Annotated in this window: 18 protein-coding genes; 8 read left to right on the top strand and 10 right to left on the bottom strand. The window is 71.2% G+C overall.

All coding sequences use genetic code 11. The features are described from left to right. Positions 1-34 precede the first annotated feature (34 nt). Entirely contained in the window at positions 35-796 is a 762-nt protein-coding gene (locus tag AB0O48_RS32580) for an SDR family NAD(P)-dependent oxidoreductase (RefSeq protein ID WP_357244483.1), read from the top strand. 62 nt (positions 797-858) lie between these two features. Beyond that, positions 859-1,770 carry a polyphosphate kinase 2 gene (ppk2, locus tag AB0O48_RS32575; RefSeq protein ID WP_357244480.1) on the top strand — a complete coding sequence of 304 codons (912 nt, stop codon included), beginning with the start codon at positions 859-861 and terminating at the stop codon, positions 1,768-1,770. A gap of 73 nt (positions 1,771-1,843) precedes the next feature. Here the strand turns inward: ppk2 and AB0O48_RS32570 are convergent, their stop codons facing one another. From AB0O48_RS32570 to wrbA, 3 genes are all read right to left on the bottom strand, one after another. Beyond that, complete coding sequence (locus AB0O48_RS32570; protein ID WP_357244477.1) at positions 1,844-2,314, bottom strand: hemerythrin domain-containing protein; 471 nt, start codon at positions 2,312-2,314, stop codon at positions 1,844-1,846. Positions 2,315-2,597: 283 nt separating this feature from the next. Next, on the bottom strand, positions 2,598-4,019 hold the full coding sequence (locus AB0O48_RS32565) for an MFS transporter (RefSeq protein ID WP_365069747.1): 1,422 nt from the start codon (positions 4,017-4,019) through the stop codon (positions 2,598-2,600). A gap of 26 nt (positions 4,020-4,045) precedes the next feature. Further along, the gene (gene wrbA / locus AB0O48_RS32560) at positions 4,046-4,672 is read right to left on the bottom strand and encodes an NAD(P)H:quinone oxidoreductase (RefSeq protein WP_357244471.1); all 627 of its coding nucleotides are present in this window, start codon (positions 4,670-4,672) and stop codon (positions 4,046-4,048) included. Between the two features lie 88 nt (positions 4,673-4,760). Between wrbA and AB0O48_RS32555 the strand changes: the two genes are divergently transcribed. Next, on the top strand, positions 4,761-5,201 hold the full coding sequence (locus AB0O48_RS32555; protein ID WP_357244468.1) for a MarR family winged helix-turn-helix transcriptional regulator: 441 nt from the start codon (positions 4,761-4,763) through the stop codon (positions 5,199-5,201). A 216-nt stretch (positions 5,202-5,417) separates the two neighbouring features. On the opposite strand, the gene AB0O48_RS32550 is transcribed toward AB0O48_RS32555, so the two are convergent. From AB0O48_RS32550 to hrcA, 3 genes are all read right to left on the bottom strand, one after another. Further along, positions 5,418-6,152, bottom strand: coding sequence for a 16S rRNA (uracil(1498)-N(3))-methyltransferase (locus tag AB0O48_RS32550; RefSeq protein ID WP_357244465.1), 735 nt, complete (start codon positions 6,150-6,152; stop codon positions 5,418-5,420). A 1-nt stretch (position 6,153) separates the two neighbouring features. Beyond that, the gene (gene dnaJ, locus AB0O48_RS32545) at positions 6,154-7,299 is read right to left on the bottom strand and encodes a molecular chaperone DnaJ (RefSeq protein WP_172862226.1); all 1,146 of its coding nucleotides are present in this window, start codon (positions 7,297-7,299) and stop codon (positions 6,154-6,156) included. A gap of 75 nt (positions 7,300-7,374) precedes the next feature. Further along, positions 7,375-8,397 (bottom strand): heat-inducible transcriptional repressor HrcA, encoded by a 1,023-nt coding sequence (hrcA, locus tag AB0O48_RS32540; RefSeq protein WP_357244462.1) that lies wholly within the window; start codon positions 8,395-8,397, stop codon positions 7,375-7,377. Between the two features lie 166 nt (positions 8,398-8,563). On the opposite strand from hrcA, the gene AB0O48_RS32535 reads away from it, so the two are divergent. Further along, positions 8,564-9,214, top strand: coding sequence for a DUF4870 domain-containing protein (locus AB0O48_RS32535; RefSeq protein WP_365069744.1), 651 nt, complete (start codon positions 8,564-8,566; stop codon positions 9,212-9,214). Between the two features lie 66 nt (positions 9,215-9,280). Here the strand turns inward: AB0O48_RS32535 and hemW are convergent, their stop codons facing one another. After that, positions 9,281-10,504, bottom strand: a complete 1,224-nt coding sequence (hemW, locus tag AB0O48_RS32530) for a radical SAM family heme chaperone HemW (RefSeq protein ID WP_357245175.1) — start codon at positions 10,502-10,504, stop codon at positions 9,281-9,283. Between the two features lie 19 nt (positions 10,505-10,523). Between hemW and AB0O48_RS32525 the strand changes: the two genes are divergently transcribed. Further along, positions 10,524-11,333 (top strand): enoyl-CoA hydratase-related protein, encoded by an 810-nt coding sequence (locus AB0O48_RS32525; RefSeq protein WP_365069742.1) that lies wholly within the window; start codon positions 10,524-10,526, stop codon positions 11,331-11,333. Positions 11,334-11,437: 104 nt separating this feature from the next. On the opposite strand, the gene AB0O48_RS32520 is transcribed toward AB0O48_RS32525, so the two are convergent. Then, the gene (locus tag AB0O48_RS32520; protein ID WP_365069740.1) at positions 11,438-12,202 is read right to left on the bottom strand and encodes an SDR family NAD(P)-dependent oxidoreductase; all 765 of its coding nucleotides are present in this window, start codon (positions 12,200-12,202) and stop codon (positions 11,438-11,440) included. A gap of 401 nt (positions 12,203-12,603) precedes the next feature. On the opposite strand from AB0O48_RS32520, the gene AB0O48_RS32515 reads away from it, so the two are divergent. The 3 genes from AB0O48_RS32515 (at position 12,604) to AB0O48_RS32505 (ending at position 15,962) form a co-directional block, all read left to right on the top strand. After that, on the top strand, positions 12,604-13,464 hold the full coding sequence (locus AB0O48_RS32515) for a hypothetical protein (RefSeq protein ID WP_357244450.1): 861 nt from the start codon (positions 12,604-12,606) through the stop codon (positions 13,462-13,464). 223 nt (positions 13,465-13,687) lie between these two features. Further along, on the top strand, positions 13,688-14,590 hold the full coding sequence (locus tag AB0O48_RS32510; protein WP_354979729.1) for a phytanoyl-CoA dioxygenase family protein: 903 nt from the start codon (positions 13,688-13,690) through the stop codon (positions 14,588-14,590). Between the two features lie 190 nt (positions 14,591-14,780). Further along, complete coding sequence (locus AB0O48_RS32505; RefSeq protein ID WP_357572861.1) at positions 14,781-15,962, top strand: low temperature requirement protein A; 1,182 nt, start codon at positions 14,781-14,783, stop codon at positions 15,960-15,962. A gap of 15 nt (positions 15,963-15,977) precedes the next feature. Here the strand turns inward: AB0O48_RS32505 and AB0O48_RS32500 are convergent, their stop codons facing one another. Both AB0O48_RS32500 and AB0O48_RS32495 read right to left on the bottom strand, forming a co-directional pair. Further along, entirely contained in the window at positions 15,978-17,171 is a 1,194-nt protein-coding gene (locus tag AB0O48_RS32500) for a low temperature requirement protein A (RefSeq protein ID WP_357572862.1), read from the bottom strand. Positions 17,172-17,303: 132 nt separating this feature from the next. Further along, positions 17,304-17,924 carry an MOSC domain-containing protein gene (locus tag AB0O48_RS32495; protein WP_357245173.1) on the bottom strand — a complete coding sequence of 207 codons (621 nt, stop codon included), beginning with the start codon at positions 17,922-17,924 and terminating at the stop codon, positions 17,304-17,306. Positions 17,925-17,974 lie beyond the last annotated feature (50 nt).

The raw sequence follows: 17,974 nt of genomic DNA, 5'->3' as shown, positions 1-17,974 counted from the left end.
GCAGCGAAGAGGCGGCTGAGGCAGGATGGCCGCCATGACGGATCGAGCGGTACTCGTGACCGGGGCCTCGCGCGGGATCGGCCGGGCGGTGGCGACGGCGTTCGCGGCCAGCGGCGACCGGGTGGCGATCCACCACCGCGACTCCGCCGACGCGGCCGAGGAGCTGCGCGCGCACCTGCCGGGCGCCGGACACGTGGTGGTCCGCGCCGACCTCACCGACCCGGACGCGGTCCGGGCCATGGTCGACCGGGCCGCCGAGCTGCTCGGCGGGCTGGACGTGCTCGTCAACAACGCCGGGACGTACGGCGACCGGGACGATCCGCACCCGATCTTCGGCGCCTCCTACGAGCAGTGGCAGCAACGCTGGCAGCTGGTGCTCGCGACCAACCTGACCGGCGCCGGCAACGTCACCTGGTGCGCGGCCCAGCACATGCGGGAGCGCGGCGGTCGGATCGTCAACGTCTCGTCCCGGGGCGCGTTCCGCGGCGAGCCGGACCAGCCGGCGTACGGCGCCAGCAAGGCGGGGCTGAACGCGCTGGGCCAGTCCCTCGCGGTGGCGCTCGCGCCGTACGGCATCACGGTCGCCACGGTCGCGCCGGGCTTCGTGGCGACCGACATGACCACCGAGCACCTGCGCGGCGAGCAGGGCGCCGCCATCCGGGCGCAGAGCCCGTTCGACCGGGTGGCCGAGCCTGCGGAGATCGCCGCCGCGGTGCACTGGCTGGCCTCGCCGCAGGCCGAGTGGGCCTCCGGCACGATCGTCGACCTCAACGGCGCCTCCTACCTGCGCAGCTGAGATCGGCAGATCACCCAGCAGGGAAGGTGGTTCGCGGCACGAGGCGGGTAAGTCTCACCGACATGGCCGACTCCGCGCTGCTGGACCTCACCGCCGACTACCGGGTGGCCGATGGCCACGACGACGACCCCGTCCTGCTCCGCCCCGACGGCACCCCCGTCGAGACCTGGCGCGAGGACTATCCGTACGACGAGCGGATGGACCGCGACGAGTACGACCGCGACAAGCGACTGCTCCAGATCGAGCTGCTCAAGCTCCAGGACTGGATCAAGGAGTCCGGTGAGCGCCTGGTGATCCTCTTCGAGGGTCGGGACGCCGCCGGCAAGGGCGGCACCATCAAACGCTTCATGGAGCACCTCAACCCGCGAGGCGCGTCGGTGGTGGCGCTGGCCAAGCCGGACGAGCGGGAAGCCGCCCAGTGGTACTTCCAGCGGTGGCTGGCACATCTGCCGGCCGCCGGCGAGATCGTGCTGTTCGACCGATCCTGGTACAACCGGGCCGGCGTCGAGCGGGTGATGGGCTTCTGCTCCCGCAAGGAGTACCTGGAGTTCCTGCGGCAGGCCCCGGAGCTGGAGCGGATGCTGGTGCGCTCAGGCATCCGGTTGGTCAAGTTCTGGTTCTCCGTGTCCCAGAACGAGCAGCGCACCCGGTTCGCGATCCGCCAGGTGGACCCGGTGCGCCAGTGGAAGCTGTCCCCGATGGACATCGCGTCACTGGACCGGTGGGACGAGTACACCGAGGCCAAGGAGGCCATGTTCTTCTGGACCGACACGGCCGACGCGCCGTGGACGGTGGTGAAGAGCAACGACAAGAAGCGCGCCCGGCTCGAGGCCATGCGGCACGTGCTGCACCGTTTCGACTACGCCGGCAAGGACTCCGAGGTGGTCGGCACTCCCGATCCGCAGATCATCGGGCCGGCCGGGCTGGACCTGACGCCGGAGGAAGAGGTCGTGCCGGTGTTCCCCCGCCCCTGAGGGCATGGTTCCTCGTCTTTGAACGTTGGTCGTGTAATCCGTCGGTGGCGCGCTATTTCGGGGGCACCATTGCTCACAGCGGGCCCAGAACCTCCTCGGGCGACGCATCCAGCGAGAGTGTCTCGAGCACGCTGAGCAGCTGACGCTCCTCGTACCGAAAATGGCTCTCCATAATGGCTGCGGCGCCCTCGAGGTGACGACCCAACTCGGCAACCGGTGCGGCCCGATCGACCGCGGCCCGCAGTACGCCGAGTAGGTGCGCGATCATCGAGTGGTCCTGGGTGAGGTTGCGGAGCACGGGCTCCAACTCGGGATGAGCCGCCTTGATCGCCGGAAATAGGCGGTGGTCCTCGGCCCTGTGATGTCCGTCGAGGGCAGCGCAGAAGCCGTGGCAGTACAGCAGCAGCTCACGTGTGGCCGCCTCCGCGGAGCGACCTTCGGCAACTGCGGTGCGAGTGAGGTCAAGTGCTTCGCGCAGGCGCACGTGCACTTCGCGAAGCTCGCGGCTCCAGGCGATCAGCCTGGTCGTCTCGCGCTCAGTCACGCGAAGACGAAGGATGGGACGTCAACGTCGTCGGTCTCCCTCGGTCGGGCGCCTCCATGCCTGACACGGTCTGCCACCGGCACGCGACGCTGGTCGAAACTAAACCCATTGAGATCAGCTGATCCTCGGTAGCGAACCTGAGCCATGTTCTGTGCTCTCGTGTCGAGGATAGTAAGTCCGCAGCATGGACGGGAGCGCTGCGTTGCCGCGGGGACCACTGAGCCGGGATTGACACGCCCGGGTGGCAACCGCGTGGGCGGCGGGCATCATGTGGCGTTGTGGGTCAGGTCCGCCGCCGCGTGGGGAGCAACGGGCTGACTGCGGCAATCGTCAGGGCGACTCCGGCCGCTATACCGGAAACCAGTGCGTATCCAGAGGCCAGTGCGTCGGGCGGGGCGCTCGCGCTGTCGTTCGCGGCGGCGCGGGTGGCGGCCGCGGTCGCGTACACCGCAAGTGCGATCGAGCCACCAACCTGGCTGGCGGTGTTGGCCAGGCCGCCGACGATGCCGGCATCACCCGACGAGACGTCGGCGGTCGCTGAGGCCATCAGGGTCGGGAAGACCAGGCCGATGCCGATCGCGACGAGCAGCGTCGGCCCGAGCACTCCGGCGGCGTAGTGACTGTCGGCGTCGGCTTGGGAGAGCCAGGCGAAGCCGGCCACGAAGCATGCGCACCCAGTCAAGATGAGCGCGCGGGCACCGCTCCGGAGAAACCAGCCGGTGGCGAAGCGGGCGACCACTACGAACATGACTGCGGCGGGGGTCTGTCCGAGCCCGGCGTCCAATGCGCTGTACTGCAGCACGTTCTGCATGAACAGCGAGGAGAAGAACCACATCGCGATGGCGATGCCGCCGAACAGCAGAAGCATCGCGTTGCTGACGGCTACGTTGCGGTTCCTGAACAGCCGCAGTGGCATCATCGGGGCCGCGACGCGCTTCTCGACCACCAGGAACACGGCGAGCAGGACCACGCCGGCCAGGATCGGCGGCATCACCCGCGGGGAGCCCCACGCGTGATCGGCGGCCTGCATGACGCCGTAGATCAGCGACGCCAGGCCGGCCGTGCCCGTGATCGCGCCGAGCAGGTCGAGCGATTCGCGCCGGAGCGCCGGTGCCGCGGTCAGCGATGTGGCCACCAGGAGCAGCACGATGCCAATCGGCACGTTGATCAGGAACACCCACCGCCAGGAGAGCCCGGAGGTCAGCACGCCGCCGGCGACCGCGCCGACCATGCCGCCGACGCCGCCCGCCGAGGACCACGCACCGAAGGCCCGAGCGCGCTCCTTCCCTTCGGGAAAGCGCGTGTTGATCACTGCGAGGGTGGCCGGTGCCAGCATGGCGCCGCCCAGGCCCTGAGCGACCCGGGCACCGACAAGCAGCTCTGGCGTGTGGGCCAGGCCGGCGGCCAGGCTGGCCAGCGAGAACAGGCCGAGGCCGGCCACCAACATCCGGCGGTGCCCGAACAGGTCCGCCGCACGGCCGCCCAGCAGCATGAACCCGGCGAACGTCAGAACATAGCCATTGACCACCCAGGCCAGCCCGGTGTCGGTGAACCCCAGGTCACGCTGTACGGAAGGCAGGGCGACGTTGACGATCGACACGTCCAGCACGACCATGAACTGGCAGGCGCAGGCCAGCGCGAGGACCAGCCAGGCAGGCCCGGCGTACAGCTTGGTCCCCGGATTCTCGGTACGGATACTCGTCATCTTTTCCTCCGAAGCAGGGTGACTGCTCACGCCGCTGCGGAGCGGCTCGGGACGAGGACGTCGCCGCTAAGCCGGGCGGCGAAATTGGCCAGACGCTGCCCCTGGTAGCGAGCGGCCCCGAGAGCCGCGGCGTCGGCACCCTCGCCGCCGGTCGCGACGGTGCCGTAGGGGTTGCCGCCGGCCGCGTAGACGGTGGCGTCGGTGAAGCCGGGCGGGATGATGACCGAGCCCCAGTGGTAGAAGACGTTGCCGAGCGCGAGGATGGTGGCTTCGCTGCCACCGTGCCGGTTATAGGCCGAGGTGAAAGCCGTGACCGCCTTGTCGGCCAGCACGCCCTCACGCCACAGGCCGCCGGCCTGGTCGATGAACTGCTTGAGCTGCGCCGCCGGCGTGCCGAAGCGGGTCGGCGTGCCGAACGCGAACGCATCAGCCCAGGCGAGGTCGTCGAGCTCGGCCACGGGCACCGACTTGGTGGCGTCGGCGTGCCGGCGCCACAGCGGATTCTGATCGATCGCCTCATTCGGCGCGAGCTCGGCCGCCCGGCGCAGGCGCACCTCCGCGCCGGTGGTCATGGCCCCGTCGGCAACGGCCTGCGCGAGGGCATGCACGGTACCGGTAGAGCTGTAGTAGATGACTGCGACCTTCACCGTCACGTTGACTCCTTGGTAGCGTTAGTTATGCGCTTAATCATTAGGCGGATAATGTTATGCGCATAACTAACGCCGCTGTCAAGGAGGTTCCGTGGATTACGAGTACGCCGACGCCCTGAACCAGGCGATCCGCCTGCTCAGCCTGCGTCACCGGGCCAGGGCGGCGCACCTGCTCGCCTCGCTCGGCCTGCACGTCGGCCAGGAGGCTCTGTTGCTGGAACTCGACCGGAGTGGCCCTCGCATCCAAGCGCAGCTCAGCGAGGCGCTGGGTTGTGAACCACCCAGCGTCACGCTGATGACCCGGAAGCTGGAGGCCTCCGGCCACATCAAGCGCACACCCGATCCGGCCGACAAGCGCGCCACCGTCGTCGCGCTCACCGCCAGCGGCAAGGCGCTGGTCGGGCAGATCCAGCAGCTTTGGCTCACCCTTGCGGAGGAGACGATCCGCGACCTGCCCGCCGAGATGCTCGAGCAACTGCCCGGCATCCTGCACACGATGTCCACCAACGTCAGCGGCAAGCTGCCCGCTTGACCGTCACGCCGTGCGAGAGTCCGGCGTGCCGCGGTCGGCGCCTGGCGCACGTCATCGCTGCCGTACAGCGGCGCTGGACCACGACTCCGGTATCCGGATCTGGAGCCGAGCGCGCGGAGACGCGGTCGCGCGTCGTTCCCTGTTCGTCATGACCGCCGACCTGGGGGTGGCCGGCACTGACCGTCACAAGCAGGCCGGCGTGACCGCAGGAGCGGGTTACCAGCGACCGAGGCGGGTGGCCAGCACGCTGAGCGCCGCCACGCCGGCCGTCGAGGTACGCAGCACGGCCGGGCCGAGCCGGACGACTCGCCCGCCCGCCTCCCGGAGGGCCGTCAGCTCGGCCGGGGCGATGCCACCCTCGGGGCCGACGACCAGGACGATCTCACCGCTGGGCGGCAGCTCGGCGGTGCTGAGCCGCTCCTCGGCCTCCTCGTGCAGCACGAACCCGGCGGCAGCACCGGCGATCCGGCGGGCGACGGTGGCGGTGGACTCGTCGGGCGCGCCGGCCACCACGGGCAACCACGGTCGGCGGGCCTGCTTGGCGGCCTCCCGAGCGGTGGCCACCCACTTTTCCCGCGCCCGTACGCCCCGGTCGCCGCGCCACTGGGTGACCGAGCGGGACGCCGCCCAGGGCACGATCTCGTCCACCCCGACCTCGGTCATCGCCTGCACCGCCAGCTCACCCCGGTCGCCCTTGGCGATGCCCTGCACCACCACGATCCGGGGGACCGGCGCGTCCGCGTACCCCCGGGAGGTGATGGCGACCTCCAGGCTGCCCCGGCCGACGGCGGTGACCACGGCGGCGGCCGTGCCGCCCCGACCGTCCGCGAGCAGCAGTTCCTCGCCGACCCGCAGCCGCTGCACGGTGGCGGCGTGGTGCCCCTCCGGGCCGTCCAGGGTCAACGCGTCACCGGTGGGCAGCGCCTCGACCAGGAACAGCGGCGCGGACACCTCAGGCGTGCCCGTTGAACGCGTCGCGCATCCGCGAGAAGAAGCCGCCCTGCTTGGATAACTCGGCGACCTCCTCACCACGGGTCTTGGCGAAGTCGCGCAGCATCTTCTCCTGGTCGGGGTCGAGCTTGGTCGGAGTCCGCACGTCGAGGTGCACGTAGAGGTCGCCTCGGCCGGTGCCGCGCAGATGTGGCACGCCCCGGGCGCGCAGTCGCAGCGTGCTGGCCGGTTGGGTGCCGGCCTTGACGTCCACCGTCTCCTCGCTGTCCAGCGTCTTGATGGTCAGGCGGGTGCCGAGCGCCGCAGCGGTCATCGGCACGGTGACCCGGCAGTGCAGGTCGTCGCCCTTGCGGGAGTAGACGTCGTGCGGACGCTCGTGGATCTCCACGTAGAGGTCACCGGCGGTGCCGCCGCCCGGGCCGACCTCGCCCTGCTGGGCCAGCCGGATCCGCATGCCGTCCTCGACACCGGCCGGGATCTTGACGGTCAGCGAACGACGGGTGCGCACCCGGCCGTCGCCGGCGCAGGTGGGGCAGGGGTGCGGGATGGTGGTGCCGTAGCCCTGGCACACCGTGCACGGCCGGGCGGAGACCACCTGGCCGAGGAAGGTGCGCTGCACCGACTGCACCTCACCCCGGCCGGCGCACGCCTCACAGGTCGCCAGGTGGGTGCCGGCGGCCGTGCCGGCGCCGGAGCAGGTGGTGCAGAGCACAGCGGTGTCGACGGTGATCGGGGCCTCGACGCCGAACGCCGTCTCGTGCAGGTCCAGTTCGAGGCGCAGGATCGCGTCGGCACCCGGGCGGGTCCGGGGACGGGGACCGCGCGCCCCACCGGCCGCGCCACCGAAGAACGCGTCCATGATGTCCTGGAAACCGACGAACGGACCGGCACCACCGGGGCCACCCGGGCCGCCGGCGCCACCGCCGCCCGGGGCGAGCGGGTCGCCACCCAGGTCGACGATCTGCCGCTTCCGGTCGTCCGAGAGGACCTCGTACGCGGCGTTGATGTCCTTGAACTTCTCCTGAGCCTCCGGGTCCGGATTGACGTCCGGGTGGAACTGGCGCGCCAACTTGCGGTAGGCGCGCTTGATCTCGTCATCGGAGGCTTCCCGGCTCACACCGAGAATGCCGTAGTAGTCCCTGGCCACTGCGTTCCGTGTCCTCATGTTCGTCTCGCGTTGTGCCGGTCGGCGGCCGCAGCCGGCCGCATCGGCCCTGACCAATCAGTTCTGGGCCAGCAACTCGCCCACGTAGCGTGCCACGGCGCGCACCGTGGCGATATTGCCGGGGTAGTCCATCCGGGTGGGACCCAGCACCCCGAGGCCGCCGACGATCGTGGCGCCCGGGCCGTACCCGGTGCTGACCACCGAGGCGGCCCGCAGGTTGTCGAACTCGTTCTCGTCACCGATCAGCACCCGGGTCGTGCTCGGCTCGGTCTCACCGATGAGCTTGAGGAGCACGACCTCCTCCTCCAGCGCCTCCAGGATCGGCCGTAGCGAACCCTGGAAGTCGAGCAGGCCGCCGCGGGTGAGGTTGGCGGTGCCGGCCAGCGCGATGCGTTCCTCGTGCCGCTCGACAAGCGTCTCCAGGAGCACCGTGGAGAGCGTGGTCATCGCCGGACGCAGCTCGGACGGCGCCTCCTCGACGAGCGCCTGCACCAACGGTGGCGTGTCGGACAGCCGCGCGCCGGCGAGCTTCTCGTTGACCAGCCGGCGCAGATCGGTGACGTTGTCGGCGGGCACCGGCCCGGGCAACTCCACCAGCCGCTGCTCCACGCGCCCGGTGTCGGCGATCATGACGAGCATCAGCCGGGTGGTGGAGATCGGCACCAGCTCCAGGTGCCGAACCGAGGAGCGGGCCAGGCTCGGATACTGCACGACGGCCACCTGCCGGGTCAGCTGGGCGAGCAGCCGGACTGTGCGGTGCACCACGTCGTCGAGGTCGACCGCGCCGACCAGGAAGCGCTCGATCGCCCGACGTTCCGCCGGGCTGAGCGGCTTGACCCGGGACAACCGGTCGACGAAGAGTCGATAGCCGCGGTCGGTGGGCACCCGGCCGGCACTTGTGTGCGGCTGCCGGATGTAGCCCTCCTCCTCCAGCACGGCCATGTCGTTGCGGACCGTGGCCGGGGAGACCCCGAGTTGGTGCCGCTCGACCAGCGCCTTGCTGCCGACGGGCTCCTGGGTGGAGACGTAGTCCTCGACGATCGCGCGGAGCACAGCGAGTTTCCGGTCGTCGAGACCCATCCTCCGCACCTCCTGTCGCACGTCGGCCGCCGGCGCCGTGGCCCCGGTCGGGCCGCCCTGGCACTCGACTGTAACGAGTGCCAGTCTACGTCGGCGTACCCGCCAGCGCGATGATCAACGGCCGCCCACTGGTGCGGCGTTGCCACGGACCCCTACCGTGACACCCATGACTGAACCTCCTCGCCCTCCCGGCGCGGGTGACCCCGGCAACTACCCGCCGGAGCCGACCTCTCCCAGCTCGTACCCGTCGGCTGAGCCACCCACCGCACCACTGTCCGGGGCGCCTGGCCCGGGCGGCTATCCCCCGGCCGGTGGCTATCCGCCGCCCACCGGTGACCAACCGCCGTCGGGCGGCTACCCCCCGGCTGGTGGCTACCCGCCGCCCGGAGGCTATCCGCCGGCCGGCGGTTACCCGCCGCCCGGTGGCGGATATCCGACCGGCGGCGCCTACGGCGGCCCCGGTGGCGGTTTCGCCAGCAACGAGGACAAGACCTGGGCGCTCGTCGCGCACTTCGGCGGTGCCGCCGGGATGATCCTCAGCGGCGGGGTGCTGGGCTGGATCGCGCCGCTGGTGGCGCTGCTGGCCCGGGGAAACCAGTCCCCGACGGTGCGGTCGCACGCCGCGGCGGCGCTGAACTTCCAGCTCATCTGGTCGGTCGTCGGCCTGGTCGGCTGGGTGCTGTCCTGCATCCTGATCGGCTTCATCGGGGTCGGGGCGGCCATCATCCTCGGCGCCGTGTTCGGCATCATCGCCGGCATCAAGGCCAACGAGGGCCAGCTCTACCGCTACCCGCTCTCGGCCAGCTTCATCAAGTGACCCGCTCCGGCCGCTCCCCCGGCCGGTCGGTGCCCCGCTGCCCCGGTCCGGGGCAGCGGGGCTGGCTCAGGGCAGCAGGTCACGCACGACCGCGTCGGCGAGCAGCCGCCCGCGCAGGGTGAGCACCGCCCGACCGGCCTTGTACTCGTCGGCGGCCAGCAGGCCGCCGGCCAGCGCCCGCTCGGCGCCGGCCCGCCCGGTGGCGTCGAGCACCGCCAGCGGCAGGCCGCTGGCGAGCCGCAGCCGGAGCATCACGTCCTCCATGTGCGCCTCGTCGGCCGTCAGCACCTCCCGGGCCAGGCCGGGAGACGTGCCCGCAGCCAGCCGCTGGGCGTACGCCGTGGGGTGTTTGACGTTCCACCAGCGCACCCCGCCGACGTGGCTGTGCGCCCCCGGCCCCAGCCCCCACCAGTCCGCGCCGGTCCAGTAGAGCAGGTTGTGCCGGCACCGGGCGTCGTCGGTGCGCGCCCAGTTGGAGACCTCGTACCAGGAGAGCCCGGCCGCGTCGAGCGCGGCCTCCGCGGCCAGGTAGCGGTCCGCGGCCACGTCGTCACTGGGGTACGCCAGCTCGCCGCGCCGCATCCGGGCCGCGAGCCGGGTGCCGTCCTCGACGATCAGGGCGTACGCGCTGACGTGGTCCACCCCGGCGGCCACGACCTGCTCCAGTGAGGCGGCAAAGTCCTCGGGCCGTTCCCCCGGGGTCCCGTAGATCAGGTCCAGGTTGACGTGCTCGAATCCGGCGTCGCGGGCCTCCAGGGCGGCGGCGGTGGCGCGGCCGGCGCTGTGTCTGCGGTCCAGGATCGCCAGCACCCCCGGGGAGGCGGACTGCATGCCCAGCGAGATCCGGGTGTAGCCGGCGGACCGCAGCAGCTTCAGCGATTCCGGGGTCACCGACTCCGGGTTGGCCTCGGTGGTCACCTCGACGTCGGCGGCCAGCCCCCAGGTGCGGTCGATGCCGTCGAGGATGCGGGCCAGGTCGTCGGCGGGGAGCAGGGTGGGCGTGCCGCCGCCCACGAAGACGGTGTCGACCCGGGGCGGCGGGTTGTCGCCGAGCACCCGGGCGGCGAGCGCCAGCTCGGCCAGGACGGTGTCGGCGTACCCCTCGCGGCTGGCACCGCCACCCAGCTCGGACGCCGTGTAGGTGTTGAAGTCGCAGTAGCCGCAGCGGCTGGCGCAGAACGGCACGTGCACGTAGACGCCGAAGCCGCGCGCGCCGACCGCCGTGGTGGCGGTGGCGGGCAGCGATCCGTCGACGGGGACGGTCTCACCATCTGGAAGGACGCCGGGCATGGCCACTAGTGTGCCCGGCATGACCTCTCCCGACGTCCTCGTGCGGGTCGCCACGGCCCGTGGGGTGACCACCCTCACCCTGGACAGCCCGCACAACCGCAACGCGCTGTCCACCGCCCTGATGACCCAGTTGCTGGCCGGGCTGGGCGACGCGGTCGCCGACGAGACGGTCCGGGTGATCGTGCTGGACCACACCGGCCCGGTCTTCTGCTCGGGCGCGGATCTGAAGGAGACCGCCGCGGCGTACGCCAGCGGCACGGTGCCCGCCGGGATGCTGGGTGACGTGCTCGCGGCGCTCTGGGAGTGCCCGAAGCCGGTGCTGGCCCGGGTGGGCGGGCCGGCGCGGGCCGGTGGGCTGGGCCTGATCGCCGCCGCCGACCTGGCGGTCTGTGCCGACGAGGCGACGTTCGCGTTCACCGAGGTGCGGATCGGGGTGATCCCGGCGGTGATCTCGGCGACCGTACTGCCTCGGCTACAGGCCCGGGCCGCCGCCGAGCTGTATCTGACCGGAGACACCTTTGACGGCCGGCGGGCCGCCGAGATCGGACTGGTCACGGCCAGCGTGCCGGCGGACGGGCTGGACGACGCGGTGCGGCGGTACTGCGACTCGCTGGTGCGTGGCGCACCGGGCGCGGTGGCCGGCGCGAAGGAGCTGCTGCGCCGGCCGAGCACCGCCGAGCTGCGTGGCGAGCTGGCCCGGCTGTCCGCCCTGTCGACCGGGTACTTCCTGTCCGACGAGGGACGCGAAGGGGTCACGGCCTTCCGGGAGAAGAGATTGGCTCGATGGGTGGCCGCTCTGGACGAGGGCTCCGGCGAGCACGCCGGGTAGGCATGGTTGTCCGCGCGCCCTTTGCTCTGCTTCAACCGGCGCACCACTTAGGGCGTCTGAGTGTTGCGTCCGTTGGAGCAGAGCAAAGGGCTCGTCCGGTGGGGTCACCAGGCGGTCGCGCCGCCGTCGACCGGGTAGTTCGCCCCGGTGATGTACGACGCCCGGTCGGAGGCCAGGAACACCACGAGTTCGGCGACCTCCTCGGGTTGGGCGAACCGCTTGAGCAACGTCTTGCCGGTGATCGCGTCTCGCGCCGCCTGGTTGTCACCGAGATCGCGCTCACTCGCCGGGCTGATGATCGGCCCGGGGCTGACCGCCACCGCGCGGATCCCGTGCGGCGCGCCTTCGAGCGCGAGCTGTCGGGTCAGGCCGATGACGCCGGCGTTGGCGGCGGTGTGACCCACCATCGGGGGGACGTGACCGGCGATCAGGCCGGCCATCGAGGCGGCGTTGATGATGACGCCGCCGCCCCGCTGGACCAGGTGCGGCCAGGCGAACTTCGACACGAAGTACGGAATGTCCAGTTCGCCGGTGATGGTGTACCGCCAGTCCTCGACGGAGAAGTCCGGCATCGGGCCGAAGCGGAGCGCGGCCGCGTTGTTGTAGACCACGTCCAGCCCGCCGTAGACCGCGGCGGCCTCCTCGACGAACGTTCGCACCTGTTCCGGGTCGCTGAGGTCGACCGGCGCGATGCCGGTCATCTCACCGCCGGCGGCACGGACGAGTTCGACCGTCTCGTCGTTGCCGGCGACCTGGATGTCGGCCCCGACGACCTTCGCGCCTTCCCGCGCGAAGATCTGCGCGGCGACGCGTCCCAGACCGCCGCCGGTGCCGGTGACGAGCACAACCTTGCCGTCGAGCGTTCCCATGGAACTCCTCCTTGCTCCGTGACCCGGCTCGGTCGCATCGCGTACCACCGGACGGGCCAGCGATTGACATGTCAACCGTAGTGACTCCTTGACCGGTCAACCACTTCCCTGCCCGGTCGAGGCGGTGACGCGCGCGACAGGCCGGCGGCCGAGACGCCGGGTGCCCGCCACCTGGCCAGCGACAACCGGCACCACACGCTTGGATTGTCGTTGAGTCAGGGTGGGCGGGAGAGCCATCCGGGCAGGTGAGACCGCGCCCGCAGCGGGAATGTGCTCGATCGGAACGCGTCGGTGGAGCCGACCCCGAACCGGGACGGAGCCGCCGAGCCGGCCTCGAACCCGCTCGGACGGTCCGTTCGGCGCGACGGGGACGTACGCTTGGCAGACTTGTCGATCTGGGGGTGTGGGTGCGAACTCGGGCAGCCGTTGCGGGTGGAGTGGTCCTCATCCTCGTCGCCGTGATCGCGATCTGGCTCGTCGTACGGCAGGTCGGGGGCGGTCTGCAGCTGCCGCTGTCGGCACGCAAGTGCACCGTGCAGGCCGACGGCCGGGTCGCCCTGGACGCCGACCAGATGGCCAACGCGGCCACCATCGCGGCGATCGGCGCCCAGCGCGGCATGCCCGAGCGGGCCGTCGTGGTCGCGCTGGCCACGGCGTACCAGGAGTCCGGGCTGCGCAACCTCGCCGACGGCGACCGCGACTCGGTCGGCCTCTTCCAGCAGCGACCGAGCCAGGGCTGGGGCACCCCGGCGCAGATCCGCGACCCGCGCTACGCGGCCAACCGGTTCTACGCGGCGCTCAAGAAGGTCCGCGGCTGGGAGAAGATGCGGGTCACCGACGCCGCCCAGCGGGTGCAGCGCTCGGCCTTCCCGGAGGCCTACCAGAAGTGGGCCGACGACTCCGAGGTGCTCAGCCGGGCACTGATGGGCGACGCCACCGGCGCGGTCGCCTGCACGGTGGGGCGTACCCCGGTGATGCACGGGGCGGCGGCGGCCACCCAGCTCACCCGCAACCTCGTACTGGACTGGGGGTTGAAGGGTCTCGACCCGAACGACCCGACCGGCCTGACGGTGACTCCGGGTGATCAGCGCGATGGCTGGCGGTACGCGCACTGGCTGGTCTCGCACGCCCAGGACCACGGGGTGAAGCGGGTCCGCTTCGGCGACCTGGAGTGGACCGCCCGGGGCGGCACCTGGGGTCGGGTGGACGGACAGCAGAACTCCGCCGGCCGGGTGGTGGCCGAGGTGTTCGACGAGGGCTGACCGGCCCCGGATCTCTTAACCGGCAGTCACCGCACAATCGGACAAAGAGCCACAAGAACGTCTCTCGATCACAAAGATCTCACTGTGCGCAGCCCTCCCGCTGCGGGGGGTTCCGGCTGGGTCCCCCACACGCAACACGCCCTCCCCGAGGCCTTGGCCACCGCGTTACGATCGGCGGCCTGTGCCAGAAAAGGTTTCACCTCATGGGGAGGGGTACGACGCGGTGTTCGATTACGGCGACCGGACCGGTTACGAACCGATCAGCGACACTGACCGCAAGGAGTTCCACGAGCAGGGCTTCCTCCTGCTGCGCAACGTCCTGACGGAGGACCACCGGGCGGCGCTGGAGGCGGCTGTCGACCGCGTCTACGCGGAGGAGCAGGCCAAGGGCACCACCAAGAAGGACGGCACCCTGCACCTGCTGGGGTTCCTGGAGCGCGACGAGCTCTTCGGCGAGCTGCTCACCCACCCGGTCGCCTTCCCGTACATGTGGGGGCTGGCCGGCTGGAACATCTACACCCACCACAACCACCTGGACGTCACCCCGCCGGCCGCCGAGCCGGAGAAGCCGTACTGGGGTTGGCACCAGGACGGGTACCGGCAGAACTCCGACCCGGAGACGATGGACCCGAACCTGCCCCGGCCGATGTTCTCGCTGAAGGTCGCGTACGTGCTGTCGGACCTCTCCGAGACCGGCCGCGGCGCCACCAAGGTCATCCCGGGCAGCCACCTGAAGAACTCGCTGCCCCGGCCGGCGGACCTCACCGTCCAGAACCCCGACCCGGAGGGCACGGTGGAGATCACCGCCAACCCGGGCGACGCCTTCATCTTCGACCGCCGGCAGTGGCACTCGCGCTCGACGAACCTGTCGACCATCACCCGCAAGATGCTCTTCGTCGGCTACACCTACCGGTGGATCCGTCCGCTGGACGAGCTGCACCCCGACGTGAACGGCGAGTGGTACCGCAACCGCACCCCCGTGCAGCGCCAGCTGATCGGTGAGGGCACCCACACCGCCAACTACTGGGGCATCAACTGGGACGGGTACGTCGACGACGAGATCCCGCTGCGCAAGGAGCTCAAGGAGCGCGGTCTGCTCGACCGCAACATCCCCTGGCTCCGCTGACCTGCTGCTCGTAGAACGGCCCTCTGCCACCGCTGCACCACGGCAGAGGGCCGTTTCGTGTCCGCGGGGACCCGACCGCTCGGACCGAGCCCGTTCCGACCACCGGAGACCGCACTGTCGGTAGCGTGGCGGGTGCGCAGGTCGGGGCGCCCCCGCCGGAGGGCGCGGGGTGGCACAGGAGGCAGTCGCAGTGACGTCCGCTCCGCTTCCCCGGATCCTCCGCCGCCGGGGCGAGCAGGCGTACCCGACCTTCCTGGAACTCTTCTTCGACCTGGTCTACATCTTCATGTTCTCCCGGCTCGCCGCCAGCCTGGCCGCCGACCTCACCGTCCGGGGTGCGCTACAGACGGCCGTTCTGCTGCTGGCCGCCTGGTGGGTCTGGGTGCTGACCGCGTGGCTCACCGACCTGTTCAACCCCCGGCTGCCGATCATCCAGGCGACCGCCCTGCTGGTCATGCTCGGCACCCTGCTGATGGCCATCGCCACGCCGTACGCCTTCGGCCGGTACGGATGGCTGTTCGTCGCCGCGTACTTCGGCATCCACCTGGTCCGGGACGCCGTCCTGATCCCCGGCACCCGGGTGAACCGCCCGATCCAGGCTCGGAGCATCCGGGTGTTCTTCTGGTTCGGCATCACCGTGGCGCCGTGGGTGGCCGGCGTGTTCGTGGACGAGACGGCTCGACTGGTGCTGTGGTCGCTCGCGGTGGTGGTCGACCTCGGCTCGGCCCGGTTCGGCTGGCCGACGCCGAGGCTGGGGCGTACCGAACTCGCCAGCCAGATCTTCACCGGGATGCACCTCACCGAGCGGCACCGGGCGATCTTCATCGTCGCGCTCGGCGAGTTGATCCTGAGCACCGGCATGGGGCTGGCCGACAGCGGGTTCACGGCCGGCCGGGTGGCCACCTGCGCGGTCGCGTTCGTCAGCGCGGTCCTGCTGTTCCAGCTCTACTTCCAGCGGGTCCAGCGGATCCTGGCCCCACCCAGCGTCGCGACCGTGGAGCGGGTCCGCCCCGGCACCTCCACCTCGTACAGCCACCTGGTGATGGTGGCCGGGGTGGTGTTGGTGTCGACGGGCACCTCGCTGGTCATTGATCGGCCGTTCGGTTCCGCGCCGGTCGGGTTGATGGCCACCATCCTCGGCGGACCGGCCCTGTTCCTGCTCGGAACCGTGCTGTTCGACGCCGTGGTGACCGGCCGGACCCTCTGGTCCCGGGTGCTGGCGATCGGGGTGCTGTGCGCCCTGCTGGCGCCCGCCACACTCCTGCTCCCGCCCCTGGCCGCCCTGGTGCTGGCGAACCTGGTGCTGCTGCTCACCCTGATCGGGGAGGGGCTGGCCGCGCGACACCATCCGGTCCGGGCCGCCGCGCCATGACGCGGCGCGGCCTGGTCACCCCAGCATCGGCGGTGCCGGCGCCCGCGCGTGCCGGCGGGTACTCACCAGGTTCGCCGCGGCGATCAGGAGCAGCACCGTCATGGCGAGCAGCGCGACCGTGACCGGCGGCAACAGGGGTGTGGTCGGTGCCAGGCACGCCAGCAGCACCACACCGGCCAGCCGGGACCGGGAGATCCGTCCGAAGACGGTGAAGTCGAGGACGCCCCGGCCGACCAGATACAACGCGGGGCTGCCGAGGATGACCGCCGCCCAGGAGGGCGGGGTCTCGCCCAGCGGGCGGCTCACCACGAGGTGGCTGGTGACCGCCGCGCCGACGATTCCGGCCACCATGACCAGGTGGGTTGCCGCCGCGGACTGGGTGAGCAGCGCCGGGTTCGTCGATCGGGCGATCGCGTCGGTCAGCAGCTCACCGGCACGGTAGATGTAGATCCGCCACATCAACACGACGGTGGCGAACACGACGAGCAGCGCCCAGCCACGCTCCAGCGTGTACTCGCTCGCGCTGAAGGTCGTGCCGGTGACGAAGATCGAGACACCGAGCGCGACGATGACGAACTGCCGGTACCGCTCCGCCACCCGGGCACCGACCAGCCGCCAGTCACGTGCTCGGGACCGACCGATCCGGGGCACCGGCCAGCCGAACACGGCTGCGGCATACTCGACGACGACAGCGAGCGCCCAGATCGCCAACTGCCCCGAACCGCCGACGAGCGCCCCACCGATCCAGCCGACGCCGGCGATGCTCTCCCAGATCTGGATCCGGATGCTGCGACGCGGCGGTCTCCTGATCGAGATGACCACGACGTAGTAGGCCGCGGAGCTGAGGTGGATCACCACGTACGTGGTCCCGAAGAGCAGCCCACGATCGCCGTACGCGTCGGCCGCGAGCGCGGCCAACAGCAGACTGGCCGACGCCACCCAGATGACCTGTCCCTGCCCGGACGGGCGGGTCAGGTCGATGCTGTCCGCCCCCCAGACGGTCAGCGCCCAGATCATCGTGAACGCGAGCAGCAGCACCACCGTCTCGGCGAGGCCGGTCCAGCTGAGGTTGTCGGCCAGTACGGTCGCCAGGGTGACAAGCGCGAAGATGTAGACGAGGTCGAAGAAGAGTTCCAGGAAGGCCGGACGCTCCAGGCCCGGATCGGGGGGTGACGCCGCCGTGGCATCGCTGTCCGTCGCCGTCGACATCGCGCTCCACCCGGCCCCCCGCAGCACGCCCCCGGTAGGGACAATACGGGCAACCGTCGGCCCCGTCCCCAGGTTCTCGCCGGCGGCCAGCCAGCCCGGAGCGGACTGTCGCGCGTGGTCGGGACCCCGCGTTCAGCCGCGGGAGGCGAGGCGGCGGCGGACCTTCTCCCGGATCGGTTCCGGCAGGTCCTCCGCTTCGAGCAGCCGGGGCAGCAGCTCCGGCTCCAGGCTGGTGGCCCGGAACACCTCGCCGATCGTCACACCGTGCGCGGGCCGCTCCACCACCTCGACCGGGTCACCCGGCCCGACCTCGCCCTCGCGCAGCACCCGCAGGTAGGCGCCGGGCATCGCCCGCGCGGTGAACCGCTTGATCAGATCCGGTACGCCCCAGAACCCCGCGAAGGTCGTGCAGGGCGTCCGCGGCTTGGTGACCTGGAGCAGGGCGGAACCGACCTGCCACTGCTCGCCGATCACCGCGCCGGTCACGTCGATCGCGTAGGTGGACAGGTTCTCCCCGAAACCACCGGGCCGTATGTCGCGGCCCAACTCGGCCGCCCACCAGGCGGCGTCCTCCTCCGCGTAGGCGTAGACCGCCTGGTCAGGACCACCGTGATGGGCTCGCTCGCCGATGAAGTCACCGACCACCCCGTCGGCGCGGATCAGCACCGGGCCGTCCACCGGCCGCTTGTCGATGCCGCTGCGACCGCTCGCGTCGCCGGCCCACTGCGCCTCGGTCACGATGCCGAGGTTCATCGCTGCCACCCTGCCCGTCATGACCGTCAGCCTAGGTGAATTCGCGTTGC

It is taken from the genome of Micromonospora sp. NPDC085948 (assembly GCF_040686315.1).
In the GTDB taxonomy this organism is placed as follows: Bacteria; Actinomycetota; Actinomycetes; order Mycobacteriales; family Micromonosporaceae; genus Micromonospora.
Note: the sequence above shows the minus strand (reverse complement) of the source record. Positions and strands in the feature narration are given on the sequence as shown.